The sequence below is a fragment of the Streptomyces sp. NPDC001108 genome (genome assembly GCF_053598535.1).
Genome location: NZ_JBSFKL010000010.1, coordinates 232,692 through 256,490, shown reverse-complemented (window position 1 = coordinate 256,490; position 23,799 = coordinate 232,692). Strand labels below are relative to the sequence as shown.

General features: G+C 67.4%; 26 protein-coding genes and 2 pseudogenes. 10 read left to right on the top strand and 18 right to left on the bottom strand.

Features of this window, described 5'->3' with window-relative positions; genetic code table 11:
• The first annotated feature begins 246 nt into the window (after positions 1 to 246).
• A complete protein-coding gene (locus ACWC97_RS23335; protein WP_450651347.1) occupies positions 247 to 891 on the top strand; it encodes an HAD family hydrolase in 645 nt (214 codons plus the stop codon).
• Between the two features lie 16 nt (positions 892 to 907).
• Here the strand turns inward: ACWC97_RS23335 and ACWC97_RS23330 are convergent, their stop codons facing one another.
• Complete coding sequence (locus ACWC97_RS23330; protein ID WP_450651345.1) at positions 908 to 1,561, bottom strand: TetR/AcrR family transcriptional regulator; 654 nt, start codon at positions 1,559 to 1,561, stop codon at positions 908 to 910.
• Positions 1,562 to 1,708: 147 nt separating this feature from the next.
• Here ACWC97_RS23330 and ACWC97_RS23325 point away from each other — a divergent pair, with 147 nt between their 5' ends.
• Entirely contained in the window at positions 1,709 to 2,509 is an 801-nt protein-coding gene (locus ACWC97_RS23325; protein ID WP_450651344.1) for an alpha/beta fold hydrolase, read from the top strand.
• Positions 2,510 to 2,575: 66 nt separating this feature from the next.
• On the opposite strand, the gene ACWC97_RS23320 is transcribed toward ACWC97_RS23325, so the two are convergent.
• On the bottom strand, positions 2,576 to 3,496 hold the full coding sequence (locus ACWC97_RS23320) for a hypothetical protein (protein WP_450651343.1): 921 nt from the start codon (positions 3,494 to 3,496) through the stop codon (positions 2,576 to 2,578).
• 92 nt (positions 3,497 to 3,588) lie between these two features.
• Complete coding sequence (locus ACWC97_RS23315) at positions 3,589 to 4,233, bottom strand: hypothetical protein (RefSeq protein ID WP_450651342.1); 645 nt, start codon at positions 4,231 to 4,233, stop codon at positions 3,589 to 3,591.
• Between the two features lie 297 nt (positions 4,234 to 4,530).
• On the opposite strand from ACWC97_RS23315, the gene ACWC97_RS23310 reads away from it, so the two are divergent.
• Positions 4,531 to 4,986: a VOC family protein gene (locus ACWC97_RS23310; RefSeq protein WP_352278059.1), complete on the top strand. Its 456-nt coding sequence runs from the start codon at positions 4,531 to 4,533 to the stop codon at positions 4,984 to 4,986.
• Positions 4,987 to 5,068: 82 nt separating this feature from the next.
• On the opposite strand, the gene ACWC97_RS23305 is transcribed toward ACWC97_RS23310, so the two are convergent.
• A complete protein-coding gene (locus ACWC97_RS23305; RefSeq protein WP_450651340.1) occupies positions 5,069 to 6,355 on the bottom strand; it encodes a phospholipase D-like domain-containing protein in 1,287 nt (428 codons plus the stop codon).
• Between the two features lie 241 nt (positions 6,356 to 6,596).
• On the opposite strand from ACWC97_RS23305, the gene ACWC97_RS23300 reads away from it, so the two are divergent.
• Positions 6,597 to 7,265: a DUF998 domain-containing protein gene (locus tag ACWC97_RS23300; protein ID WP_352278063.1), complete on the top strand. Its 669-nt coding sequence runs from the start codon at positions 6,597 to 6,599 to the stop codon at positions 7,263 to 7,265.
• Between the two features lie 14 nt (positions 7,266 to 7,279).
• Here ACWC97_RS23300 and ACWC97_RS23295 read toward each other — a convergent pair whose 3' ends face one another.
• Both ACWC97_RS23295 and ACWC97_RS23290 read right to left on the bottom strand, forming a co-directional pair.
• Positions 7,280 to 7,948 carry a hypothetical protein gene (locus ACWC97_RS23295; protein WP_450651338.1) on the bottom strand — a complete coding sequence of 223 codons (669 nt, stop codon included), beginning with the start codon at positions 7,946 to 7,948 and terminating at the stop codon, positions 7,280 to 7,282.
• Positions 7,949 to 8,213: 265 nt separating this feature from the next.
• Positions 8,214 to 8,897, bottom strand: coding sequence for an alpha/beta fold hydrolase (locus ACWC97_RS23290; protein ID WP_450651336.1), 684 nt, complete (start codon positions 8,895 to 8,897; stop codon positions 8,214 to 8,216).
• A 307-nt stretch (positions 8,898 to 9,204) separates the two neighbouring features.
• On the opposite strand from ACWC97_RS23290, the gene ACWC97_RS23285 reads away from it, so the two are divergent.
• On the top strand, positions 9,205 to 9,729 hold the full coding sequence (locus ACWC97_RS23285) for a hypothetical protein (protein WP_450651334.1): 525 nt from the start codon (positions 9,205 to 9,207) through the stop codon (positions 9,727 to 9,729).
• A gap of 58 nt (positions 9,730 to 9,787) precedes the next feature.
• A complete protein-coding gene (locus ACWC97_RS23280; RefSeq protein ID WP_450651332.1) occupies positions 9,788 to 10,624 on the top strand; it encodes an MBL fold metallo-hydrolase in 837 nt (278 codons plus the stop codon).
• Here the strand turns inward: ACWC97_RS23280 and ACWC97_RS23275 are convergent.
• Positions 10,600 to 11,664, bottom strand: a complete 1,065-nt coding sequence (locus ACWC97_RS23275) for a LysR substrate-binding domain-containing protein (RefSeq protein WP_450651330.1) — start codon at positions 11,662 to 11,664, stop codon at positions 10,600 to 10,602. The genes ACWC97_RS23280 and ACWC97_RS23275 overlap by 25 nt on opposite strands.
• Positions 11,665 to 11,808: 144 nt before the next feature.
• Positions 11,809 to 12,564, bottom strand: coding sequence for an SDR family NAD(P)-dependent oxidoreductase (locus tag ACWC97_RS23270; RefSeq protein WP_352278073.1), 756 nt, complete (start codon positions 12,562 to 12,564; stop codon positions 11,809 to 11,811).
• A 315-nt stretch (positions 12,565 to 12,879) separates the two neighbouring features.
• Here ACWC97_RS23270 and ACWC97_RS23265 point away from each other — a divergent pair, with 315 nt between their 5' ends.
• Positions 12,880 to 13,257, top strand: a complete 378-nt coding sequence (locus tag ACWC97_RS23265) for a nuclear transport factor 2 family protein (protein ID WP_352278075.1) — start codon at positions 12,880 to 12,882, stop codon at positions 13,255 to 13,257.
• 84 nt (positions 13,258 to 13,341) lie between these two features.
• Here ACWC97_RS23265 and ACWC97_RS23260 read toward each other — a convergent pair whose 3' ends face one another.
• Both ACWC97_RS23260 and ACWC97_RS23255 read right to left on the bottom strand, forming a co-directional pair.
• Positions 13,342 to 13,668, bottom strand: coding sequence for a peptidase inhibitor family I36 protein (locus ACWC97_RS23260; protein ID WP_450651328.1), 327 nt, complete (start codon positions 13,666 to 13,668; stop codon positions 13,342 to 13,344).
• A gap of 177 nt (positions 13,669 to 13,845) precedes the next feature.
• The gene (locus tag ACWC97_RS23255; protein WP_450651326.1) at positions 13,846 to 14,664 is read right to left on the bottom strand and encodes a helix-turn-helix domain-containing protein; all 819 of its coding nucleotides are present in this window, start codon (positions 14,662 to 14,664) and stop codon (positions 13,846 to 13,848) included.
• 379 nt (positions 14,665 to 15,043) lie between these two features.
• On the opposite strand from ACWC97_RS23255, the gene ACWC97_RS23250 reads away from it, so the two are divergent.
• Positions 15,044 to 15,397 (top strand): hypothetical protein, encoded by a 354-nt coding sequence (locus ACWC97_RS23250; RefSeq protein WP_450651324.1) that lies wholly within the window; start codon positions 15,044 to 15,046, stop codon positions 15,395 to 15,397.
• A 113-nt stretch (positions 15,398 to 15,510) separates the two neighbouring features.
• Here the strand turns inward: ACWC97_RS23250 and ACWC97_RS23245 are convergent, their stop codons facing one another.
• Positions 15,511 to 15,969 carry a nucleotidyltransferase domain-containing protein gene (locus ACWC97_RS23245; RefSeq protein WP_450651323.1) on the bottom strand — a complete coding sequence of 153 codons (459 nt, stop codon included), beginning with the start codon at positions 15,967 to 15,969 and terminating at the stop codon, positions 15,511 to 15,513.
• Between the two features lie 250 nt (positions 15,970 to 16,219).
• Here ACWC97_RS23245 and ACWC97_RS23240 point away from each other — a divergent pair, with 250 nt between their 5' ends.
• On the top strand, positions 16,220 to 16,615 hold the full coding sequence (locus ACWC97_RS23240) for a YidB family protein (RefSeq protein ID WP_450651322.1): 396 nt from the start codon (positions 16,220 to 16,222) through the stop codon (positions 16,613 to 16,615).
• 198 nt (positions 16,616 to 16,813) lie between these two features.
• Here ACWC97_RS23240 and ACWC97_RS23235 read toward each other — a convergent pair whose 3' ends face one another.
• Positions 16,814 to 17,524, bottom strand: coding sequence for a tectonin domain-containing protein (locus tag ACWC97_RS23235; protein WP_450651320.1), 711 nt, complete (start codon positions 17,522 to 17,524; stop codon positions 16,814 to 16,816).
• 327 nt (positions 17,525 to 17,851) lie between these two features.
• Positions 17,852 to 17,977 (bottom strand): annotated as a pseudogene (locus ACWC97_RS23230) (IS5-like element IS4811 family transposase); the annotation flags it as partial.
• Positions 17,978 to 18,266: 289 nt separating this feature from the next.
• Between ACWC97_RS23230 and ACWC97_RS23225 the strand changes: the two are divergent.
• Positions 18,267 to 18,638 (top strand): hypothetical protein, encoded by a 372-nt coding sequence (locus ACWC97_RS23225; RefSeq protein ID WP_450651318.1) that lies wholly within the window; start codon positions 18,267 to 18,269, stop codon positions 18,636 to 18,638.
• A gap of 320 nt (positions 18,639 to 18,958) precedes the next feature.
• On the opposite strand, the pseudogene ACWC97_RS23220 reads toward ACWC97_RS23225, so the two are convergent.
• The 5 genes and pseudogenes from ACWC97_RS23220 to ACWC97_RS23200 all read right to left on the bottom strand — a co-directional run.
• Positions 18,959 to 19,822: pseudogene (locus ACWC97_RS23220) on the bottom strand (IS5 family transposase); the annotation flags it as partial.
• Positions 19,823 to 19,885: 63 nt separating this feature from the next.
• A complete protein-coding gene (locus ACWC97_RS23215) occupies positions 19,886 to 20,893 on the bottom strand; it encodes a DUF6192 family protein (RefSeq protein WP_450651316.1) in 1,008 nt (335 codons plus the stop codon).
• An 813-nt stretch (positions 20,894 to 21,706) separates the two neighbouring features.
• Positions 21,707 to 22,237, bottom strand: a complete 531-nt coding sequence (locus ACWC97_RS23210; protein ID WP_450651314.1) for a hypothetical protein — start codon at positions 22,235 to 22,237, stop codon at positions 21,707 to 21,709.
• A 179-nt stretch (positions 22,238 to 22,416) separates the two neighbouring features.
• The gene (locus ACWC97_RS23205; protein ID WP_352278080.1) at positions 22,417 to 22,662 is read right to left on the bottom strand and encodes a DUF397 domain-containing protein; all 246 of its coding nucleotides are present in this window, start codon (positions 22,660 to 22,662) and stop codon (positions 22,417 to 22,419) included.
• Positions 22,659 to 23,516 carry a helix-turn-helix domain-containing protein gene (locus tag ACWC97_RS23200; RefSeq protein WP_352278081.1) on the bottom strand — a complete coding sequence of 286 codons (858 nt, stop codon included), beginning with the start codon at positions 23,514 to 23,516 and terminating at the stop codon, positions 22,659 to 22,661. The genes ACWC97_RS23205 and ACWC97_RS23200 overlap by 4 nt, the downstream gene beginning before the upstream one ends.
• Between the last annotated feature and the right edge of the window lie 283 nt (positions 23,517 to 23,799).

The following is a 23,799-nucleotide window of genomic DNA, read 5'->3' as shown; positions in this document are numbered from 1 at the left end:
GACGAAGTGGCAAGGAACAAACGGCTGAGAACATTGCAAAGGTAAGCCTTGGCTAAGTCTAAGCATCGCCGTTTCGGGGCCGAAGGCCCCCACCCGCCTCCCGTACCCCGCCCTCCTCCGTACCCGCCCTCCGAGCCCGACTCCCCGCTGCCCTGCGCCCGGCTCCCGGCCCCCCGCGCCCGGCTTCCGGCCTCCCCGTGCCCGACGCCCGCGCCCGGCTCCGGGCGCTCGGGAACAATGGACGTCATGTCCTCACACCCCGCGCCCCCCTCTCACTCCCTCACGGTCGGGTTCGATCTCGACATGACCCTCATCGACTCCCGCCCCGGCATCAAGGCCACCTACCTCGCGCTCTCCGCCGAGACGGGCACGCCGATCGACGCCGATCTGGTGGTGAGCAGGCTGGGGCCGCCGGTCGAGGACGAGCTGCGGAACTGGTTCCCGGCCGAGGACGTGCCCGCCGTCGCCGACCGCTACCGGGCGCTCTACCCCACGTACGCGATAGCCCCGACCCGGGCGCTCCCGGGCGCCCGCGAGGCGGTCGACTCGATCCGGGCCCGGGGCGGCCGCGCGGTGGTCGTCACCGCCAAGAACGGCCCCAACGCCGAACTCCACCTCACCCACCTCGGCATCGAACCCGACGCGGTCATCGGCAGCCTGTGGGCCGAGGCCAAGGCCCGTGCCCTGCGCGAGCACGGCGCGCATGTCTACGTCGGCGACCACATCGGCGACGTGCGCGGCGCCCGTACCGCCGGAGCCCTCTCGGTCGGCGTCCCCACGGGCCCCTGCGACGCCCGGGAGCTCCTGGCGGAGGGTGCGGACGTCATCCTCCCGTCCCTGACCGACTTCCCGGCCTGGCTGGACACGTACGAGCCCGGGGCATTGCCGTAACGGACGGGCCGGGCGCTCAGGCGTACGCGGCGAGGAAGGCGCGGACCCCGGCGGCGGCCAGCCGGTCGACCTCGGCCTCAGTGGCCTCAGATGCCTCTCCGGTGTCGCCGGCCGCATCGGCCTCGCCGCTCCGGGCAGCGCCCTGGAACATGGCCCGGTTCACCGGGATCCACAGCAGCAGCCCGGCGAAGTGGTGGGCGGCCAGCATCGCGTCGTCGGCCTTGAGCAGCCCCTCGTCGGTGAGGTTGCGGAAGGTGGCCGCGAGGGTGGCCAGGACCCGCTCGAAGCCCTGCTCGTACCAGGCCGCGCCCAGCTCGGGGAACGTGTCGGCGTTGGCGATGATCAGGCGCCGCAGCTGGATCACCTGGGGCTGGGTGAGGGCGGTCAGGAACTGACGGGCCAGACGGGTCAGGTTCTCGTCCAGGGCGTCGGCCTCGACGGGGATGTCGGCCACCAGGTCGACCATGGCGTCGACGCGATGGGTGGTGGCCAGCACGATCTCCGCGAACAGCTTCTCCTTGTCGGCGAAGTGCTTGTAGACGGTCTGCTTGGACACCGCCGCCAGTCTCGCGATGTCGTCCATGCTCGCCCCCGAGTACCCCTTGTCGAGGAACACGGTGGTCGCGGCGTCCAGGATCGCCTGGTGCTTGCGCGCTGACCGGCTGTCCATCGTCGGCTCCTTCTCTCGTGCGTCCGTCGTTCCAGTCCGCCGTTCCCGGGAGGGTACTGGACCGGCCAGTACTCACATGGGTACTGTACCGTCCAGTTCCGTGGTGCGGGAAAGTGCTCACGCGCCGCTTGTCGATGGGGGTTACGCATGGATCAGGTGTTCTCGGCCGACGGCACGGCCATCGCCTTCGAGCGGCAGGGCTCGGGCCCCGCGGTGGTGCTCGTCGGCGGTGCCTTCATGACCCGCGCGGACTCGGCCGAGCTGGCCGCCCTGCTGGCCGGGCACTTCACGGTGATCACCTACGACCGCCGGGGCCGTGGCGACAGCGGGGACGGCGCGACGTACGAGGTGCGGCGCGAGATCGAGGACCTGAACGCCGTGATCGAGGGGCCGGGCGGCGGGGCGGCCATGCTCTTCGGGATGTCCTCGGGCGCCGTCCTCGCCCTGGAGGCCACCGCCTCCGGCAGCGCCGTACCGCGCCTGGCGCTGTACGAGCCGCCGTTCATCACCGACGACAGCCGCCCGCCGCTGCCCGCCGACTACGTGGAACACCTGACGGACCTCGTGGCCCGCGAGGCGTACGGGGACGCCGCGGCCTACTTCATGACGGCGGCGATCAACCTGCCCGAAGAGGCCGTCGCGGGCATGCGTCAGGCCCCGTTCTGGGCGGGCATGGCGGCGGTCGCCCGCACCCTTCCCTACGACGGCAGGGTCATGGGCGACACCATGTCCGGCCGCCCCCTCCCGCTCGACCGCTGGGCGTCGGTGACCGTCCCCGTCCTCGTCGGCAGCGGCGACGCGGGCGCCCCGCACATCCTGACCGGCGCCCGTGAACTCGCCGGCACGGGCGACAACTTCACCCTCCAGGTCTTCCCGGGCGAGGAGCACACCATCGCCCCGAAGGACCTGGCCCCGGCCCTGATCACCTTCTTCACCGGCCACCCCTAGGCGTGCCCCCGGGGCGGCGAAAGCCATCGTTGAGTGAGGAGTCGGAGATGGATGTTCACCAACTCCTCAATCCTGCTCACTTCCTTCCCATGGCGAATTGCGAGGTTTCCTTCTCCGCCACCACTTGGATTCGCTGAGATCCGTGGGGGAATGAGAGAGACCCGATTCGGATGCCCACCGGTCGTCCCGGACGGTGAGTTCCTTGAATTTCTTGTCGACTTCCTGCACGGAACTGCGCAAGAGGGCGGCAACGGGTTCGGGGAGTTGCTCAGAAATTGTGTCGATTCGATCTCGCGAGAGTAGGGCCTCGGAGTAAAGGTCGATCGGATATTTTCCGGTCGGATGCCAGCCCGACTCCATTCGCCGCACCATTCTTTCCCACTCGGCAAGGAAAGATCGGGCGTTGTACGAAGGTGATCCCGGTTCGTCGGATAACTCGAATCCCATTGCCCCTTCTTTTGAATCACGCAGGCGGGTCATTTCTTGAATGAATTCCGAGGCTGCAGGCGTGGCGACGTGTTGTTCGCGGGCGATTTCTGGAAGCGGCATGACGTGAACGTCGGGGAGTTGGGAGACGGGGGCCTCGACGGCATCGAGAGAGTAGTGGGGCTGGTCGTCGTCCGAATGAAGAAGGCGGGCTCGGGTTGTCGAACCGGTCGGGGTCACCAGCCAGTACGCGCTGGGGATGTTCTCTTCGGCGGGATAGAGAACCAGGGTTTGCGCGGCTGCCGCGAATGACGAGGCGAACTCCGGCTCTGTCGGCCTGTGGGAGGCGGAATCCTGGACGAAGACATCCAGGGAGAGCGACACGTCCCCGAGGGCGCGGGCGTAGTCGCAGAGGACGAGAGCGTCCCAGTCGCGACTCTCCTGATCTCCGTCGATATGGGCGACATCGACGGAGTGCGATTCCACCTGCAGACATGATGAGAGAGCAAGAGCGATCAGTGACGCGGGCAAAGAGTCGACCGTGAGCAGGTTGTATGTCATTGATGGACTCCGTTGTACAAATCCAGCGCTTCCTGGACGGCTTGAGGAGTAAATCGTGGACGGCATGGGGCGGAAGTAGTTCCGGCGATGACTCAGAGGCGATCGGTCACATCGAGTCCCAGACCGTTCTTGTCGGCGTCCGGAGTAGAGATGCCGTAGCCGAGGGCGTGGCCGAAGTACGTCGGCTCGCCCACTTCCGGCTCCACGCCCAGGGTCGAGGTGATCTCCCGCAACGCATCCGCCAGCCTTGGTGCGTTTCGGCTGTATACCTCAGGATGTGGATGGCCGGAGAAGTCGAACCAGCTCCAGATGTCGTGGTGAACAGAGATTTCGGCAACAAGACTGAAGAGTGAAGGGTTGACCGAGACGTCAACCAGAAGAGGCTCCCGGCGTAGGTTTCCCTTGGCATCGGACCAGGCTCCGGAGCCGGTAAAGTGAAGAATTCCGACTTCGGCTTCCGGAAATGCCGCGGGGCGGCTTCCCTGCACTTTTTCATGAAGTGAAGACTTGTCCGGGGAGTCAGCTATTGTCAGGCAAGTCCCCACTCCGGTAGGCCCCGACCTCGGCATGTACCACTTATATTCGAGTGTCACTGGGGAGAACAGGTCGAAGCGATTCAGAATGTCAATCATCTGTATTGCCACAGTCAGTGCCGAATCGAAACCTGCGGGCATTGTTTCGTCGAGATCCCAAGACCAGGATCCGCAGTGACGCGGGGCGCGCATCAGAAAGGCCATAGGGACTCCTCAGGGGAAGACCGGGGCGTGGAGCGGGATGGTAACCGCCATGCTCCGCTCGGCTTGATGCCCCCATCCAGCCCAGTCACGCCTATCCCCTCGTGCGCCCAGCCTTCATCCCTACCAACACGTCGATGGCGATAGCAACGGAATTCAAGCCAACCCTCCCGATGATTAAGGGGGTTTGACGTGCCAATGTGTTTGCTCAAGGGAACGGTCAACGACCTTGAGGGAGGTGTGCGGCTGCTTGGCGGCGGGGGCGGGCCGGTTGTCAGAGGTGCATGCGATGCTCCCGGCATGGAGATGACCCTGCAGATGACGATCGACTGCGCCGATCCGCAGCGGATGGTGGCCTTCTGGACCGAGGCTTTGGGCTACGTTCCGGAGCCACCGCCGGGCGGGCATGTCACGTGGCGGGCCTACTGGTCGGCGATGGGGGTGCCCGAGGAGGAGTTGCCGCCCGGGGCGGGGGACGTCCCGGAGTCGATCATCGATCCTGCGGGGCGTGGGCCGAGGGTGTGGTTCCAGAAGGTGCCGGAGCCGAAGACCGGCAAGAACCGGTGGCACTTCGACCTGAAGGTCAGCGGCGGCCGTGACGTGGCGCTGGATGTTCGTATGCGGCGGGTCGACGAGACGGTGCAACGGCTGGTCGGGGCCGGTGCCACCGTGCTGCAGACCAAGGACGAGCCGGATTCGGGGTTCTACGCCGTCGCCATGCAGGATCCCGAGGGCAACGAGTTCGACGTCTTCTGAGCGCGGTGGCGCCGGTGCCGGTCGCAGCCCCTCGATCACGGCTGCGACCGGCGCGGTCCGATGAGACCCGGTCAGGTCCCCGTCAGCTCTTGCAGGCGGCCACGTTGTCGCTGGTGCCGGGCACGGCGGCGGACCGCGTGGCCTGGAAGTTGGCCTCGAACGCGTCGAATACCGCCGGTGTGGTGATGCGCAGCATGGCCTCGTCGTTGTTGCGCAGGGCCGGGCCGCTCCAGTTGTGGCTGCCGGTGAACATCACCTTCTGGGCGGTGCCCGCGTACATGCCGTCGACCATCCAGTTCTTCGAGTGCACGATCCGGTTGGGCGTCGCGGGGTCGGCGTCGTCGTCGTGCTGGTAGCAACGGTTCGTGATGCCGGAGACGCCGTGCAGGGCGGTCCAGGTACCGGAGTCGCTCTCGCTGTAGACCAGGTCGACCAGGCAGCCCTGGCCCGCCAGCGCCCGCAGCTTGTCCGCGACGCCCTGCCGGGTGATCTTCAGCATCGCGGCGTGGACGGTGGTGCGGCGTGCGGTGCCCGTGGAGTCGGTCCAGCGGCAGGTGATGTTGTCCATCGCGTTGACCACGGTGTCCGTGGTCGAGTCGCTGCCCGCGCGGGGGAAGAAGTAGTACTTGTAGTCGCCCGCGTTGCCGTACGTGTAGGACCAGGCGGTGCGGTTCTGGGCCGGGAGCCGGGTGAAGTAGTCGACGTAACCGTCGTACAGGGCGGTGTTGTCGGCGACGGTCACCGAACTGTTCCAGTATCGGCTGTAGTTGGACGGCGTCAGGTTCGACGTGAGCTGGACGACGACGTTCTTCTGGGCGCCGCCGCCGACACTGCTCGCGAGCAGGAACTTGTTGTGGTTGATGCCCGTCTGTTCAGTACTGAGACACGAGCGGCCCTTGGCGCACAGGGTCACCCAGGAGGCGGCGGAGGTGCTGGTGCCGAGGCTGCTCGCCAGGAGGTCGTAGGAGGCCCGGTACTCCAGGGTGCTCTCGTCGAGGACGACCTTGACGTTGACGCCCCGGGCCTTCGCGGCGCCGAGTTCCGTGGCGACCGTCTCGTCCCACAGGTGGTACATCGCGAGCCGCAGGACCGAGCCGCTGTCCGCGTTCGCGATCACGGAGCGGACCTGGGCGCGGATGGCCTGCTGCTCGGCGGTGGTGCCGGTCGGCTTGTTGAAGACCGGGCTGGTGGGGACGGTCGCCGCGGCGGCGGTCTGCGCGGGCGCGAGTAGCGCGGCCACGCAGGCGGCGACGGCGAGCAGCCCACCGGCCGCACGCCGCCCCGGGGCGGAGGGCCGCGCGGAGGAGCGCGCGGCGGCGGACCACCGGGACAGGGGCCATGAACGGGTCCTGGCGGGCGTCGGTATCATCGTCGGCTTTCCTCTTTCCTCGTGGTTCCGTGCGGTGTGCGGTGTGCAGCGTCGACCCCTCGGGCCGTCAAACCGGTTCAGCAAAGCACGACTTCAGCGCCAGGTCACCCGATTCGGGTGCCGTGTCCTCGCCGCCTCCACCAGGGTGCAAGTGGTCCAGCGCACATGGTCGCCAGCGATGAATTCTCGCCTCGCCATCGGTCATACAAGCGACTGCACCGAAGCGAGGAAGGCCCCCACCATGACTGACACGCTCACCGCTCCCCGCCGCGTCCCCTCCGTCGCGCCCGCTTCGCGTTCCGCCGCACGGTGGTCCGCAGCCGGTGCCGTGGTGGCGGGGCCGCTGTTCCTGGCGGCCGGACTCGCCCAGGGAGCTGTGCGGGACGGCTTCGACTTCACCCGGAACGCGATCAGTCAGCTCGCCCTCGGCGAGGCGGGCTGGATCCAGACGGTGAGCTTCCTGCTGACCGGTGCACTCCTGGTCGCCGGGGCAGCCGGACTGAGACGGGCCCTGCGCGGCGGCCCCGGTGCGACATGGGGGCCGGCTCTGGTCGGCGTCTTCGGCGCCTCCTTCTGGGCGGCAGCGGCGTTCCCGGCGGACGCCGGGGCGGGCTTCCCGGTCGGGACACCCGACGTGACCGTGATGACCGGCCACGGCACCGTCCACATGGCCTCCGGGATGGTCGGCTACCTCGCCCTGTGCGCCGCGTTCTTCGTCCTGGCCCGCCCGCTGGCGGCCCGGGGCCTGCGGGGCTGGGCCATCGCGTCCCGCATCGTCCCGGTGGCGGTCCTCGCCGGATTCATGGCCTCGGCCGCATCGGTCCTGGCGTTCACCGCGGGCGCCGGACTCGGTCTGCTGTGGCTGAGCGCGGTGACGGTCCGCCTGGCGACTGCGTCCGCCAACCAGTAGGGGACACCGAGCGATCACGCGGCCGTCGCCACGCCGAGGTAAGGGGCGAAATGCTCGGCCACCTCCGCCGCCACAGCCACCGCGTCGAGCGTCCCGTCGACTTCGATGACGCGGATGCCGAGGCGGCGGGCGTTCTGCGCCGCGTCCTCGGCGATCAGCCGGTCACGGGCGACACGGTTGGCCTGGGAGCGGGCCGGGTCGGTGACCGGGACGTTGAGGGTTCCCGCGCGCGGGAGGTTCCGGATCTGGTGCTGGCGGAAGTCCTCGGTGGGGACGAGGACGACCATGCGCCGGAGTGAGTCGAGCAGCGGCGCGACCAGCTCCGGTCGCAGCCCCCATCCCTCGGCGATCGCCGGTCGGCCGGTGAACAGTGCGCGCAGGTCGTCCAACGCCCACTCGAAGCGGACCGGGAAGCCGGCCAGCGTCTCGGCGGCCATCTCCTCCGGGCCCCGGTCCAACCAGACATGGTCGGGGGTGGGATCTTCCACGGGCTCACCCAGGGCGACACGACGCGCGATCCGGCGATCCTGGTGGCCGCGGGCGTCGTGATAGTCGTAGTGATACACCGTCAACCCGTATGTATTCGCGATGAGTTCGGCAGCGGTGCTCTTGCCGGACCACTGCGCGCCGCCGATCCACAGCGCGCGCCGCAGGCTGCCGTGTGGATCCCAGACGTCTGACATGAGTGTCCTCCCGGTGGAGAGCGGCGCACACCTCCGCTCGGGAGAAATTCTCCTGGTTTGACGGCAAAAATTGCAGTCTTGTCTTCGCCCGGCTGTTGACGGAGAGTGGGAAGGGAGGGGATCCGCGTGCCGCGCGGTTGCAACCAGGTTCGGCAAGGGCGGCTATGTCTGCCTCGGCACCAGCACCAGCACCGGCACCGGCACCGCAGCCGCCCTCGTCGTCCGGCTCCGCTCGTGATCGTCAGGACACTGCCTGGAACAGGGCCTACGCCCCGGCCGCTTCCGCCAGGAGGTGGGCGAGGTCGCGGGGGCGGGTGGTCATGGGCCAGTGGCCGGAGTCGATGTCCGCGTACGTGAGGTGGGTGGCGCGGGCGAGTTCGGGGCTTTCTCCGGCGGCGATCCACTTCTCGGCCTGGGCCGGGGTGAACTCGGGGCATACGACCACGACGGGGACGTCGAAGCGGCGCTCGTCGGCCAGGCGCACCACGCCTCGGGCGACCGCCTCGGGCACGGGGATCGCGGCGGACGCGAAGCGGTCCCGGGCCTCCTGGTCCAGGTCGGCGGCGTCCGGTCCCTCGAAGGGGGCCCAGCCGGGGAAGGGCAGGGCGCCGTCCTCGATCGGCAGGAAGTCGGCGTAGGCCCGTCCGTCGGGGGCGGGGAAGCCGCCGATCAGGGCGACCCCGGCCACCTTCTCCGGTCGCGCGTCGGCGGCCATCCAGGCCAGGGTGGTGGCTGCAGAGTGCCCCACCACCAGCGGCTTGCCGGGTGCCGCGTCGACGGCTGCGAGCACGGCCGCCACCTGGTCGTCGAGCGTCGCGGAGTCGGCGCCGTCACCCTGGCCCGGGAGGGCGACCGGGATGGGACGGTGGCCGAGCGCGGTGAGTTCGGGTACGACGTCGTCCCAGGCGGATGCGTCGAGCCACAGGCCGGCGATGAGCAGGATGTCCACGGCGGTTCTCCCCAAGATGCGTCGGAGCTGGCCGGGGCACGCTATCGGGAGCCTCTGACAACGCCGGTTCCGGACGCGCGCGCGGCGGGCGAGTCCGAGGCGTGACGCGTGACGCGTGACGCGTGGTGGCGCGTGGCGCGTGGTGGTCCGGCAGCCGGGGGAGAAGCAGATCGCTGCCCAGGGCCTGACGTTCCTCTCCATTACCTGAAGTCATACTGGGGTGCAGAAATGTCCGGCTCATTTCGGTATTCGGCGTCATCACCCGATCTATGATTTTGACCATCGGTCATAGCTAAGGGTGTTCCAGATGATCTACACCGTTGAGTGCAGCTTTATGGAGCCGACACGGGAAGGCGAGTGGAACGATTTCTACTCCGACCTCAAGCTGCCGGCGCTCATATCCGTCACGGGGTTCCGTACCTCGCAGCGATTCAAGGCGATCAGTGCCGGGTGTCCCGTCTATCTCGCCGTTCACACCATCGACGGCCTTGAGGTGCTGAACGGGGACGAGTACCGGGAGAAGGGCGGCGGGAACTTCGCTCGCTGGCAGCCCGATATCACCGACTGGCACCGCAACCTCTCCGACGGACTCGACCGGGCGCCCGACGTGGTCGCGGGCGAGTACCTGGTGCTGAGCTCGACCGGTCCAGAGGCGCTGACGCGGCTGGGGCTCGTGCCGTACGCCCTGCATGCCGTGGCGATGGAAAAGAACCCGGAAATGCGTTGGCTGGCCACGGCGGAAAGCGCTGAATTCCCGCCCCCTTCGCAGTTGCCGGACGGTGTCCATATCTACGCGCCGATGACTCATCAGTTGAATACCCAAAGGCCCTGAAGCAACGCATTCGCGCACGCGGCTGACGCATCCCGAGAGAGATTGAGAATTGACAATGATGGACTTTCCCTTCCCCGCCAAGAAGATCGGCGACTACACGGTCACCGCCATCAGTGACGGGTACCTCACCGCGAGTATGGACCTTCTCCTGAACATCGATCGCCACCAGGCATCCGAGCTGCAACGGCGAGGTGGGTTGGACGATCGGTCGCCCATGCACATCAACGGCTACCTGGTACGCGGCGCCGGCCGCACCGCGCTCGTGGACGCCGGGGCGGGCGGCGTCAAGCACTGGGGTGGCCGCCTGAAGGCCGGATTGCGGCTGGCAGGGGTGCGGCCCTCGGACGTCGACACGATCCTTCTCACGCACGCGCACCCGGACCACATCGGCGGTCTCCTCGACGGGTCGGGAGAGACTGTCTTCCCCCACGCGGAACTGCTGATCCACCACCGGGAGCTGGCCTTCTGGCAGGACGACGGCAACCTCGCGCGTGCCAACGAACGCGCCCGCGGCAACTTCCAGATCGCCCGCAGGGCCCTCGACGCCTACGGCGCCGCGCTGCGCACGATCAAGGGGGGCGAGGTCCTGCCCGGCGTTTCGGCGATTCCGCTTCCCGGCCACACCAGCGGCCACACCGGCTACCTGATCGACTCCGAGGACCAGAGTGCGCTCTTCTGGGGCGACACCGTTCACTTCCCGACGATCCAGGTGACACGGCCCGATGCGTCGGTCACGCTGGACAACGATCCGGTCCATGCCGCCGAGACACGTTCCAAGGTCTTCGAGATGGCCAGCTCCGAGCGCCTTCTCGTTGCTGGCGCGCATCTCAACGATCGGGGATTCGCTCGGGTCGAGCGGTCGAGCAGCGGCTATTCGATCACGGACGAGGACTGAGCGTCGGCGGCTTCCGGTGCGTCGGGCGGGGTGTCCGGCTTCGCCTCCTCCACCAGCCAATCGGAGAACTCGTCGAGCAGTTCCGCGCGGGAGTTCCAGGAGCTTTGGGATCCCTGGGGGCTCTGGGAGTTCCGCACATTCCGCGAGTTGGTGACGAGGATGAAGTCCTTGACTGCCTGCCGCCCAGGCGGACCGAGGGTAACGAGCTTCCCGGTTCGCAGTTCGTCGGCGACGTAGAGATACGGAACGAGCGCCACGCCGAGACCCGCGCGTGCCGCCTCGATCAGCATGGAGAACTGCTCGAATCGGCTCCCTGCCACCGCGTCCTGAAGGTCGATCCCGAACTCGCGTGAGTAGTCGCGCCAGCTCTCGGGCGTCGTGGTCTTGTGCAGCAACGGCAGCGACGACAGCGATGGCAGCGACGACAGCGATGGCAGCAACGACAGTGATGGCAGCGATGGCAGCGGCGGCATTCCGGGCGGCACCGAGGAGTCCGCGCCGTGACCCGATGGCGCAAGACCAGGTCGGCATACCGGGATGAGGGGACTCCGGAACAAGTGCCGTGATGCGGCTGTCGCCCACGCCGGATGGGCGAAGGTGATCGCGGCATCGAAACCGCTGCCGTTCAGCACGAACGGATCGTTGCGCGTGCTGAGGTTCACCACCACGTCCGGGTGCTCCCGCAGGAACGACGGAAGTCGCGGAATCAGCCACTTGGTGGCGAAGGTTCCGATCGTCGCAAGCTCCAGCACGCGCCGCTGCGGCGGTGTCGTCATCACCTGGAGCGTCGACTGTTCCAACGACCCGAGCAGCCGCCCCAGCTCCTCGGCGTAACGCGCGCCGTGCGCCGTCAGCTCGACGCGGTTCCCGCCGCGACGGAACAGCGGCACCCCCAGGAGCGCTTCCAGCCGCGCGACCTGGCGACTGATCGCCCCCTCGGTGACGACCAGTTCCTTGGCGGCGAGCGAGAAGCTGCCATGCCGTGCCGCAGCCTCGAACGCCAGCAACGTCGAGGTGCTGGGGATCTGCCTGGCCGGCACTGGCAGCCTCCTCACTCGTCACGAGGTTGATCTATGGTGAATTGATGACCCCAGAATATAGGACAAGTGTGGCTATTCTGGCTGCCTGGTCATGATCCATGATCAAGGTGGAGGTGTGAATGGTCGAGGGCGGACCGTGCGGGGTCAGACCGCGAAGCCGCCGTCCACCGCCAGCTCCGCGCCCGTGACGTATCGGGCGCTCTCGCCGACCAGGTACGAGACGGCGTCCGCGACCTCCGTCGCCGTGCCGTAGCGGCCGATCGAGGTGAAGCCGCGCTGGAAGTCGGCGGAGTCGCCGTCGCCCGGGTTCATGTCGGTGTCGATCGGGCCCGGGTGGACCAGGTTGACGGTGATCCCGCGCGGGCCGAGTTCCCGGGCCATGCTCTTGGTGAAGCCGATCAGGGCGGCCTTGCTGGTCGCGTAGAGCGTGCTTCCGGGGAAGGCCACGCGCTGGGCGATGCAGCTTCCGATGCTCACGATCCGTCCGCCCTCGGCCATGTGCGGAAGCGCCGCCTGGGCGTAGAGGTAGGGCGCGCGCACGTTCACCGCCAGCACCCGGTCGATCTGGTCGAATGCCACATCCTCGATGGGGCCGACGGCGCCGACGCCCGCGTTGTTCACCAGGATGTCCAGCCGCGAGGACCGTTCGGCGACCGCCGCCACCGCGCCGCGCACCGCCTCCGGGTCCGCGCTGTCCGCCCGGACGGCCCAGCCGTTCCGCCCCATCGCGGTGATCTTGGCAACCACTTCCTCGGCCAACCCGGCCGAGCCCTGGTAGGTCAGCGCCACGTCCGCGCCGTCCTCGGCCAGCCGCAGCGCGACCGCCGCACCGATCCCCCGGCTGCCGCCGGTCACCAGCGCCACCTTGTCGTCGAGCGTCGTCGCACCGTTCATCGTCATCTCCGTAGAACTCCTTGTTCCGGTCTTGGACATGCTCAATCCAAGACCGGCTCGTCCTTCGGGTCCGGCGGTATTCAGACGTTAAGTTCAACCTTCAACGGTATGCGGGGCGCCGGATGCCGGGCGCCGGAGTGGCTGCTCAGGTGGTCGAGGACTGGGCGATGTACTCGGCGAACGGCGGGATTCCGACTTCGGTACGGAGCCCGTCCACGCGTGGGGGTTCCTCGCAGGGCCACGGGGCCGGCGAGCCGTCCTCACACTCGATCTATCCCCGGGGACCAGAGCCAGAGCCGGGACTCCTGGTATTACTGGGGTATGCAGGATGAGACCGCATGCTCCGCGATCGATACGTTCATCTCCGCGTTCAACGCCTCGGACGACAGCTATGTGACCGACCTGCTCTCCCAGGCCCTGACCTCGGACGTGGTCTTCTGGGGGCCGTTGGGTCGCAGCGAAGGCATCGCGGCGGTCGAGCGGTTCGTGCTGGACATCCGGCGCCACCCGGCGGGGACCGGCACGATGGTGCGCTGCTCGGCGGTGGACATGCCGGACGAGTGGGCCCGGTACCAGTGGGTCTTCACCACGCCTGACGGAGGCCCCCGCCTGGCGGGAACGGACGTCGTCCATCTGCGACGGAGCCTCATCGACCAGATCATCGTTTTCGCGGGCGAGATCGAGCCGTTCGCCTCCTGAGCCGTTCACGGGCAGGCGAATGCCCCCGGAGGTCGCGCTCCTCCGAAGGGGCATCCGCCCGCCGCGCGGTGCCGGTTCAGCCGGTCAGCACTCCCCGCCCCAGTTGGCGTAGTTCAGCGTCACCCTGCCGCCGGAGACCGTCATGGTGTTGGGGTCCGACGGGTAGTGGAGGCAGCCCGACGCGTACTGGCCGTTCGACCAGGTGACCTTGTAGCGGATGTGGTCCGCGCCGGGGTAGGACACGCCGTTGTTCATGATGGACAGGCCGTTGTACGACGTGAGGTTCGACAGGTTGCTCTTCGACTTCCACGTCGGGGCGCCGGAGAAGCTGGAGTTGTTCCACACGCACACGTACTCGCGCGGGCACTGGCTGGTCGAGGCCGACGCGGACGGTGCGAGCGTGAGGCCCACCGCCGCCAAGCTCAGAGATGCCGCGGCCGCAGCCGCGATCCTCCGCAGGTTCCTTGTGATGACTTTCCCCTTTCCTGCTGATGGCCGTCGTGCTTGCTCAAGCAGCATGCGGGGGTACGTGTGACCGGTGCGCGACCTTTTGTCCCGGACCAAAGTGTTCTGTCCACCCGCCCCGGCTCAGGCGCACTCGCGGCAGCGGCCGGGGGTGGGGGCGCGGAAGGCGCGGTCGCAGGCGTCGCAGTTCTGGAGCGGGTCGACGAGCCGCACCTGCGTGGGCGGGGACGGCAGCAGGACGGTGAGGCGGTGGCGCAGGAGCTTCGCCGGGTACTTGAGGGGGTGCGGCAGGTCGGCGGTGAGGGCCTGGCGCAGGGCGCTGGGCGTCGAGCCGTTCTCGAACCAGGTGGCCGCGATGGGGGCGAGGTGGGTGATGTCGTTCTGGGAGAGGGTGACTTGGGGCGCGTGGTGGTGGAGGTCGGAGAGGAGGTCGATGGCGGCGTGGGTGTACTTGGGGCGGGGCTCGTGGGGCGTACGGGGCGCACGGGGTGTGCAGGGCGTACGGGACTCGTGGGGCTCGCGGGGCCGGGGGAGCGCGACTTCGGGCACGGGTACGGGCACGGGCTCGGGTGCGGGCTCGGGTGCGGGGGCGGCCTGGACCGCAGGCACAGGCGCGGGGGACGGCTTCTGCGTCCTGGGCTGGTTGTAGGAGCGGGTGCGGGTGACGATCTGGCCGTTGGGGAGGTGTTCGGTTTTGCGGCTGAGGTAGCCGTGGGTTTCGAGTTCGCGTAATGCCTTGGCGATGCGGGTTTCGCCTTCGGGGAAGCGTTCGGCGAGGTGCTTGATGGTGATGCGGGCGCCGTTGGGCAGGGACTGGATGTGGGTGGCCAGCCCGATCGCGAGGAGGGAGAGCTCGCGGTGCTGGGCGAGGTGGTTGCCGATGACGGTGAACCGGCTGGTGTGCCGGGTGTTGACGTGTTCGACGCCGCGTACGGCGGACACGGGGCGCGCGGGCGCGCTAGCCTGCTGGGTACCCATTGGGGAAGCTCGATTCTTCCTTGATGGTCAGGCCCTCGGTTGGGAGTGCTAGTCCCGGTCGGGGGCCGACGTATGTGGTGTGGGGTGGTGGTGCTGGCGCGAGCATATGCCCGCAAGCCGCACCAAAATCCAGCCCAGTTGGCCAAAGTCACCCAAGTGGGTGACATAGGGGCCCGCAGGTTACAGACGGGGTGGGTTGGGTTTTTTCAACGTCCTCAAGACAAAGGCCTTAAAAGCTTTTTACGTCGTGGATCGCCGGGTCCCGGCTTACCGCGACCCGGTTCACCGGGTCCCGGTGGGCAACGATCCGTGGTTATGCACAGCCTGTGGATGGAGACCGAGCATGCGGGACGGCCCCTTCTACCGCTTCAAACGGGACGGGTACGAGATCGTCTTCGTGCCAAGCGCCGGAGAGGACCTGGACGAGGTCTGCGACGTGGACATGTGGGTGGTCCGCGACGACGGCGAGCGCTGGTCCGGAACGGTGGTCACGCTCGACCAGGTTCGCCGGCTGATGGACCTACACCGCGAAGCGGGCGAACCGGAGGGCGACTACTGGTGGTACTGGGACGGCCTGATCGTCCGCGAACCGGGACTGGCGGCGATGGCGAAGGTCATCGACGGCCTCGTCGCCACCGGCGACTACGAGTCGGTCCTGCGCCACGTCGGCCCCGCCGAACCCGAGGAGGACGAGTAGACGCCTCAGGCGCGGGCGGCCAGTCGCAGGCCGAGCCGGTGACGTAGACGGGCACCGCCCGGCTGCTGCGTCGGCTGCTCATCAAGGGCCCTGTCGGCAAAGTCACCGGTCAGTTAGCAGGCGGCGAGAAGGCCGGTAAGGATGCCTGCCGGGTCGTGCAGCACCCGGGCGCCGTCGGTGACGACCCGATGCGTTCCCGGATCGACAGGATCTGTCTCTGCCCACGTCGGAGAGGTGATCCCCAGCTCGACTTCCATGCCGGAGGCCGTGGCATAGCGTCGTTCTGTGACCGGTCCCCACGACTGGGTGCGGATGAGTTCACCCAGCCCGAGTTCCACGGCCCAGGCATCCTCAAGGAGATACTGGGACTCCTCCGTGGTGAGCAGGACGATGTCGATGTCGGATTCCTGCCGCGCGGCGTTGCGCGCGCAAGACCCCACCAAGAGCAGGCCGACGATGTCTTCGCGGCCCCTCGCCCAGCGTGTGATCCGGTCGATGACCTCGTTGATCTCAGCAACCCGCTCCGGCGACAGTACGGCCGGAAGATCCTTTGACTGATCGTCGCGATGCACCTCGAATGCCCCCGCCAAATAGCCCGTGTCAGAGCCTGTTTCTGAACCTCGCCGGCTCAGGTACGGCCCCTTGCCGGGGACGGACTACACGCTGTTGTCGTTCGCTGAACCGTCATCAGGTGTGGTGCACAGAGCTGCCCGGGTTGCTTGTCTTCTGCCAGGACCACCTCATGGACGACGACAACGACGAGTAGCGAGAAGCTTTCCGAAAGTGATCCTCCTCAATGTGCCGGGAGGGGATCATGTCGCTATGACCAACGAAGACGCTGCGAACGCGCAGTCAAGGTTCTTGACGATCACGGCGGAGAGCCTGGCCGATGCCGGCTTGGAGTCGCAGGTGGGGTCGTGGATCGGCGACGGTCCCAATGAGGCCATGAGCGCCGAGCAGATCGTTACGGTTCTCGGTGAGGACCAGCTCGCCCAAGCCGCAGAAGATCTGGGAAAGGAGCCCGCCGACCTTGCCGCTGACCTCGCCGCCCGACTTCCTGGGCTTGTCGAGGCTGCCGCGCCCAACGACCGGACCGCTTCCGACGGCGGAAGCGGGTTCCCTGGTTTCCAGGTCCGGATCGCGCCGACCAGCCAGCTGAGTCTGAACGACGAGGTGGCGATCGACGGCTCGGTGACCGTCACCGTCCGTTATCTCTAGTACCTGTTTTTGACTGTTGCGGTCAGGTGCCAGCGCTTTGGCGGCTTCCGGTTGTTGAGGGCCGTCTGTCAGAGCTCGATCTTTCGGCGGCGAAGCAGTAGTCCGGACAGCCCTCGGTGTCGGTCTGGTGGCTCGTGCGACGTGTGCGGCCCCCTGACCGATTTCGGTCAGGGGGCCGCAGGGAGTGCTTGGTGGGGATCAGCTGGGCTGGTCGCCGGTGTAGCGGAAGATTTCGCCGGCGGTGTTGATGTGCCAGGCGGTGCCGTCGGCGCCGGCGGCGATGTCGGTGGCGGTGCCGGGAATCTTGACCCAGGGGTTGCCGCCGCTGGCGTCGTTGTTGGTGTACCGGTAGATGCTGCCGGCCGGGTCGACGCCCCACACGTTGGTCCGGGAGCCCACCGCGATCCGCTTCAGGCTTCCGTTGACGTCCGCCCACGGGTCGGAGGGGTCCTGGTCCCCGGTGTACCGGTAGACCCGGTTGCTGCTGTTGACCCCCCAGACGGTGCCGTCCGCCGCCGCGCCGATGTCACTGAGCGAGCCGGGGATCTTGAGCCACGGGTTGGCGTCGTGGTTGGTGTACCGGTAGATGCTGCCGGCGGAGTCGACGCCCCACACGTTGGTCCGGGAGCCCGCGTCGATGCGGACCAGGCTGCCGTTGATGCCCAGCCAGTTCGTCGTGCTCTGGTCTCCGGTGTACCGGTAGATCTGGTTGCCGCTGTTGACCCCCCAGACGGTGCCGTCCGCCGCCGCGCCGATGTCACTCAAGCCTCCCGGGATGTTGATCCAGGGGCTTCCGTCGTAGTTCGTGTAGTGGTAGATCGCGCTCGCCGCGTTCACACCCCACACCGTCGTCCTGGACCCCGCCGAGATGGCCGAGAGACTTCCCGCGACCTTCACCCAGTCCGCCATGATGCAATCACCCTTCCTCGACCGGTATTTGGCACCATCCTGAGCGAACTGGGCTCTCTTGAGCGGGGCGTGAGTGCTTGTCCGGGTGTGGGACCAGCCGGAAAGAGTCGGTTTCAATTCCTGCCCGCCTTGCAAGCCAGCGGTGGAGGCGCCTCGGTTACCGAGATTGCGACCGAAAGAGTTGTCACTCCCGTCGGGGATGGACACGAGATGCGGTTCGTGCGTTTGGTCTAGATCACATCGCCGGAGGGTCTACCCCACCAGCGTCAGACCCTGTGAGCAGACTCAGAGGGCTGTTCAGCATGGCCGGTTGTGTACGCGTTTCGCCCTGGTGAGACGCCTGGTCATCAAGGTGATCGCTGCCCTCGTGATGAGGGTTTCGGAGTGCTGGACGAGGCATTCGTAGTCCCTCGCGTGGCGGCGGGCGTGCATCATCCAGGCCAGCGACCCTTCAGAGCCTGCTTCTCAATCCTCGCGGAATTTGTTGCTGTCATGCTGCGAGGGCCTGCCTCGAAGCGGGCCAGGATCCAGAGACCGTGAAGTACCACTCCCGAGTGAATAAATCGTACATAAAATCGCTCATCGGTTACTGGTCACGTATTCGTCCTGAACGCGATAAAGCACTCCGAGGGTGAGTGCCCAGCCGCACGGTGAGAAGGCGCTGATCGCAGGCGCAGTATCTGACCGTCCGGCTGTTGCGGTGCCGCTCGCACCCTGTCCGCCGGACAGAAAAGGAGTGCCGGTGGCTACCCAGTCCCACTTCCAGACCGGTGAGGTCCCCCACGGCTTCGTGATCAACGAGTCTGGGGGTCTGATCCACTATAAGCACGCCATCGTCCTGGCTGTGCCGAACCCCAACCAGGGCAACGGCACCGTCTGGGGGGACGGTTACCTCAGCTTCGGCTCGGACTGGGCCGACGTCCGCCTGCGGGTGGCGCTGCACAACGGCACCACCTGGTCCGTCGTGAAGAACTGGGACATCATCGCGGGCGACGCGCGGCTCGCCGAGAAGCTTCCCGCGGGTACCCAGAAGGTCAGCATCGGGCGGGTGAAGAAGAGCGCCGGCGACATGGTCGACAACGCCCCCGTCGGCTGGCTGCTCGAGTACCTGTAAGCCGACCGGTCGTTGTGCTCGGTGTCCTGGCCGCGCCCGCTGCCGGGACACCACCCTTTCCTAGTCAATTCCCGCCAGCCGCTGTTCGGTGCAAGAGTGTTGCGAGGTGCTGCAGCCGGGCCAGCAGTGGACTGTCGAAAGGAGATCCAGGTCATGCAGAGCACGCAGAAGGAACGACCCTCCATCGGGGAACCCTCCGCTTCTGGCTGTCAGTGCGGCCCCAACTGCACATGCGGCTGCCAGCAAGGCGGCTCATGCCAGTGCGGCGGAGGATGCGGCTGAGTTGCTTGTCTGCACCTCTTCGCGAGTCAGTGCAGAGATGCAGGTCGGGCTGATTGCGTGACCTTCGGCGGGGCGGGGGGCAGGCGGTCCAGGCTCGTGCGGCTTCGGGCGATGCGGCGGGTCATCAGCGTGATCGCGGCCCAGGTGATCAATGCCTCGGAGTGCTGGATGAGCCGTTCGTAGTCCCGTGCATGCCGACGGGCGTTCATCATCCAGGCCAGGCTGCGTTCGACGACCCAGCGGCGGGGCAGGATGACGAATCCGGAGGTGTCCTTCGGGCGGCTGACGGTCTTGATCGTCAGATTCAGCCACCGCTTCGCCCAGGTCACGAGCTTGCCCCCATAGGCCCGGTCCGCCCAGACGATGGTGATCTCGGGGTGCATCAGGCGGAGACGGAAAAGGACTTCCTTCGCCGCAGCGGAGTCGTGAAGGTCGGCCGGGGTGACCATCACCATCAGCGGCAGGCCGCGCGTATCGACCACCATGTGCCGTTTGCGTCCATTGATCTTTTTGCCCGCGTCGTAACCGCGGGAGTTCCTGCCGACGGTCGAGGCCGTCTTCACCGACTGGGAGTCGATGATCGTGGCCACGGCTCTCGGGCCTTTGCCCATTTCGCGGCGGATCCGCTGGGCCAGGGCGTCACGGATCTGGCCGATGAATCCGGCCGCCGCCCAGCGGGCCATGAAGCCCCAAACGGTCCTCCAGGGCGGGAAGTCCGCAGGCAGGGCCCGCCATTTGCAGCCGGTGTCCACGACGTATCGGATCGCGTCGACGATCTCGCGCCGGGGATGTTTCTCCGGCCGGCCGCCGCGGGCGGTGTCGCAGGCCGGCGGCGGCAGCAGCGGTTCGATCAGCGTCCACTCGTCGTCCGTCATGTCCGAGGGATAGCGGCGGTGGCGCACTTCTCCTCCTCTCACTGACCTGCGGCGGGGCCGGTCGGCTGCGCCGTGAGGCGCGGGGCACGGCTACTCGCCTCTCAGCATGCGGGCCAGCTCGCCGTCCATGTCGACCTTGCCGGTGTCGACGGCGGTCTCGATCCAGTCGAGCGTCGCCCGCACCTTGGCCACGTTCTCGTGGACGATCGTGCGTTCGTCCTCGCCAAGGGTGCGATCGCGCAGACCTGGGACCGCCCGGCCGGCCGCGGCCACGAACGAGTGACAGGCGGTGACGAGATCCAGGAACTCCACCGTCCGGTCGATGTGGCGGACCGCCGGCGCGATGGGGCTGGTGTCCTCGAAGTGCTCGCGGGCCTGCCGGCCCCGCTCGACCTGGGCGTGATTGACCTGGTGGCGGGCGGTGTCATCGCTCATCGCCTTGAACGCGACCTCAGGCCGACGCAGCAGACCGGTGGTCACCTGGGCGGCGACGTGCTCGTCCCGGGTGAACTCCTCCACCACCCTCACCTTGTCCTGGTCGGAGACCTTGGCAGCCACCGTCGGACGCTTGAGGAAGTGGCTGGTCACCACCGCGGCGACGTCCTCGTCCCGGGCCAGATGGTGGATCGCGGTAATCTTCTCCTGCGGCGAAGCCGGACGCTCGACCTGGCGGCCCACCTTGCGGTTGGCCTCGTCCCCCGTCCACCGCGTCTTGCCCGCGGGAGGTTTGGCGATGGTTGCGAACCGCTCAGCCTCATCCGCGATCTGGGCCAGGACCCTGTGGACCCGGAACGACACACCCTTCTGCCGCTTGTCCTTCGGCCACCGAGACGCCGTCCACCTCGCCTTTTCCACGGTCCGATAGGCCAGTCCGATGTCCTCGGCGAGACGGTGCAGCGTCTCGCCGACCGTGAACAACTCCTGGCCCGGAGCGACCTGCTGGCCACCCCGCTCACGCATCGGCTCGATCTCCAGAGCGCGGTCCCCAATCGTGAACGAGCCCTGCGTCTGCTGTTCGACCACTTCCCGCAGCTCGGCCACGATCTGCTCGTAGCGGCGCTGACTGACACTTACGACCTTGTCGATCTCCTCCGGCATGGCATTCCACCACCCATGCGGGCCGCAGCACGGAACTGGAGTCCGTGACGTGGACACGACCCGCTCATCACCGAGAGTCAGACCGTAAATACGCTGATCACAACGAATGACCGCAAGTGACCGGTTTCTGACCGAAGTCGGCCTCAGGATGCGTTCGCGATGCGGTCACTGTGCCCGTTCGCCGAACGTTTCCTTCCGGCGCCGCCAGGCCCTCACCACACACCGGCGCGAGCAGTAGACCGCGTTCGAGCGCCGGTCGACACCCGCGACCCAGCGCGTCCCGCACTCGGGACACTCGGCCTCATCCGCACCGCTCTGCACGGCCGCAAGTCGCTTGCGCAACCGGCGTTCCGTACGCCACTGCCTGGCACGACACGCCGTCGAGCAGAACACCGCATCGGGCCTGGCCCCCGGCCTCAGCCGTTCGCCACAAGCCCGACAGTTACTCTCCCCGGCCCGCCCGGTGCCCTTGGACACCACGCCAGCCTAGGACCCAAGGCTACTCAGAACCGGGGATCAGAAACAGCTACTCAGCGCGGACAGCTTCTCAGGCCGCTGTCGCGACAACCACCGTCAGCGACGGCAGGGGTCACGATGGCGCAGCCACAAGCAGGCGGACTCCGCTCCACATCGTGCAACACGACAGCCCACACCACCCGGCTCCGCGGCGAGGCTGGCGCGGCATGGAGCCGATACGTCCAGGGAGATCACACGAGGTCACCAGCAGGCTGGGCCCCGGGGAACCGTCGACAGTTGAATATGAGAGCCCGCCAGTAGACCGCCGCATCCTCAGCTATGCCTGGTCGACGGAGGTCACGTGTCGTCCAAGGCGGCCCGAGCCGCCGACGTGAAGCTGCTGAGGCGCTCGGAGACCATGGTCACCTCGACGGCGTGACGCTCGACGAAGTTGACGTTGTGATCGGGAGAGCCCGAGGAATCCCGCCAGGCCAGGAGAGTCGTATGCATCGAGTGGAGCCCTAGATGGACGGCGTGGGCGGCTTGCTCCACCGACTCGGGCCCCTCCACTGCAAGGCCGGCCCAGGCTGCCTGCACCAGAGCCAACTGATCTTGCGCGATCTGGAGCCGCCGATCAGCCTCCGCCACATCCGGAGCATCGCCTACAAGCGCTCGCGCCGCCATCTTCAGAGCGCTGCGAGACTCGTTGGCCGGGGCGAGAAAGGCGCTGCAGGCGTCTCGTCGCAGTTGTCTGCGCCACTGGGAGTGCTCGACTTTGGCTTGGCCCTCCATCTGCCGCCGGGCCGACCCGCTGGAGATCGCCGACGCCACGACCGTGCCGACAACGCCTACCGTCGCGCCCAGTAACGCGGCAAGTCCCTGGTCCATGACGGTGATTATTCACGCTCGTGACCGCGTACGGTCACCGATGGGGCGGGTTTCTCAGCCCCTTGTCCTTCCAGACGTTGTCGCTGGGAATCGGCGGCCAGGGCCTGCCGGACGAACGGGTACGGGGACGTCGCGCGTACCGGGTCGTGGCTGTCACGACCCGGTACGAGCCTGCCCGTTCAGCTCTTCCGGGCGTACGAGACGAAGGCTTCCCAGGCGGCGGGGGCGACGTCGAGCCGGGGCCCCGGGATGTTCTTCGAGTCGCGTACGTGGACGGCAGCGTCGCAGCTCGCGACCTCGACGCACTGACCGCCGCCGCCGCTGCTGTAGCTGCTCTTGTGCCAGTCGTAGGCGACCTCAACGCACTCGCCGCCTGCGCCGCTGCTGTAGCTGCTCTTGAACCAGTGCAGTTGCCCGGAACTCATAGTTCTCTCCGCATCTTTTCGATCGCGATCAAGGACTCCCCAGGCGTGAGAGCCACCGATTGCATAATTCCATAGCGGGCGGCCAGTACCCGGACTCCTTCGGAGTCGACGATGAGCCTTGGGTAGGTGTGAATCTCCAGGTAGCCGACCTGCTGCTGCCCCTGCTGGGTGAGCAGGGTGAACGGACCCTCGATGCTGGGCTGTTCGATCCGGTCCAGCGGCATCACCTGGAGATTCACCGTCCGCAGTCGGCCGATCTCCAGGACCCTCCCCAACTGCTCCCGGTGCACGTCCCGGCCCCCGATGGGGCGCATCAGCACACTCTCGTCCAGGATGAAGTGGAGTTCAGGGGAGGGCCAGCGTTCGAAGATACGCTGCCGGTCGAGCCGGTCGGCGATCCGCTTCTCGATGATCGCCTCGCTGAGCAGCGGCCGCCACTGAGTGAAGAGCGCCCGTGCGTATGCCTCGGTCTGGAGCAACCCGGACAGCATCTGGTTGTTGTATTCGTTGATCTGGGCGGCGGCGCGTTCCAGTGTCGCGTAGCCGCGATACCAGTCGGGATGTCGCGTGCGGGCCTTCGCCAGCGCCTCCCGTACCTCCTCGATCGACGCGCGTAGGACGTTCTGTGCGCCCAGCACGTCGTCCGCGATGTCGAGGAAGTCGGGCTGCGGTGTCCGGACCCCCCGTTCCATCGAGGAGATCAGGTCCTCGCTGACGTGAGTGTCGGCGGCCAGCTGGCGCTGGCTCATCTTCAGGTTCTCCCGCATCTGCTTGATCATTTTGCCGAGCGCCTTGAAGAGGTGTGCCGTTCCGTCCTCTTCGGCCGGTCGCTCGGGCCGTGCTTCCTCGTCCATGTCCCGCACCGTTCTCTGGTCCGCCACCGGTGACGGCCGACCCGCCGTACGCCGGAGCCGACAGGTCCGGGCCGTCACAGCGAGTCGTCATGTCATTGCGGATCAGCGTAGGAGTCGGCGGCGGGGCCGATCTGGAGAAACGTGTAAATCACCCGTGCGGGAATCGAGTTCGTCCGGCTCTGTGGCGTCACCCGTTAGAGGGCCGGGTTGCGGAGGGTTACGGCCGTGGACCCGTACAACGGGCCTACCCGACCCGGACAACAAAGCCGAGTCGGGGTGTCGG

Coding starts and splice junctions, on each gene's coding strand:
- ACWC97_RS23335 (WP_450651347.1), top strand. CDS start 247: ATGTCCTCACACCCCGCGCCCCCCTCTCACTCCCTCACGGTCGGGTTC.
- ACWC97_RS23330 (WP_450651345.1), bottom strand. CDS start 1,561: ATGGACAGCCGGTCAGCGCGCAAGCACCAGGCGATCCTGGACGCCGCG.
- ACWC97_RS23325 (WP_450651344.1), top strand. CDS start 1,709: ATGGATCAGGTGTTCTCGGCCGACGGCACGGCCATCGCCTTCGAGCGG.
- ACWC97_RS23320 (WP_450651343.1), bottom strand. CDS start 3,496: ATGACATACAACCTGCTCACGGTCGACTCTTTGCCCGCGTCACTGATC.
- ACWC97_RS23315 (WP_450651342.1), bottom strand. CDS start 4,233: ATGGCCTTTCTGATGCGCGCCCCGCGTCACTGCGGATCCTGGTCTTGG.
- ACWC97_RS23310 (WP_352278059.1), top strand. CDS start 4,531: ATGGAGATGACCCTGCAGATGACGATCGACTGCGCCGATCCGCAGCGG.
- ACWC97_RS23305 (WP_450651340.1), bottom strand. CDS start 6,355: ATGATACCGACGCCCGCCAGGACCCGTTCATGGCCCCTGTCCCGGTGG.
- ACWC97_RS23300 (WP_352278063.1), top strand. CDS start 6,597: ATGACTGACACGCTCACCGCTCCCCGCCGCGTCCCCTCCGTCGCGCCC.
- ACWC97_RS23295 (WP_450651338.1), bottom strand. CDS start 7,948: ATGTCAGACGTCTGGGATCCACACGGCAGCCTGCGGCGCGCGCTGTGG.
- ACWC97_RS23285 (WP_450651334.1), top strand. CDS start 9,205: ATGATCTACACCGTTGAGTGCAGCTTTATGGAGCCGACACGGGAAGGC.
- ACWC97_RS23280 (WP_450651332.1), top strand. CDS start 9,788: ATGGACTTTCCCTTCCCCGCCAAGAAGATCGGCGACTACACGGTCACC.
- ACWC97_RS23270 (WP_352278073.1), bottom strand. CDS start 12,564: ATGACGATGAACGGTGCGACGACGCTCGACGACAAGGTGGCGCTGGTG.
- ACWC97_RS23265 (WP_352278075.1), top strand. CDS start 12,880: ATGCAGGATGAGACCGCATGCTCCGCGATCGATACGTTCATCTCCGCG.
- ACWC97_RS23250 (WP_450651324.1), top strand. CDS start 15,044: ATGCGGGACGGCCCCTTCTACCGCTTCAAACGGGACGGGTACGAGATC.
- ACWC97_RS23240 (WP_450651322.1), top strand. CDS start 16,220: ATGACCAACGAAGACGCTGCGAACGCGCAGTCAAGGTTCTTGACGATC.
- ACWC97_RS23235 (WP_450651320.1), bottom strand. CDS start 17,524: ATGGCGGACTGGGTGAAGGTCGCGGGAAGTCTCTCGGCCATCTCGGCG.
- ACWC97_RS23215 (WP_450651316.1), bottom strand. CDS start 20,893: ATGCCGGAGGAGATCGACAAGGTCGTAAGTGTCAGTCAGCGCCGCTAC.
- ACWC97_RS23210 (WP_450651314.1), bottom strand. CDS start 22,237: ATGGACCAGGGACTTGCCGCGTTACTGGGCGCGACGGTAGGCGTTGTC.
- ACWC97_RS23205 (WP_352278080.1), bottom strand. CDS start 22,662: ATGAGTTCCGGGCAACTGCACTGGTTCAAGAGCAGCTACAGCAGCGGC.
- ACWC97_RS23200 (WP_352278081.1), bottom strand. CDS start 23,516: ATGGACGAGGAAGCACGGCCCGAGCGACCGGCCGAAGAGGACGGAACG.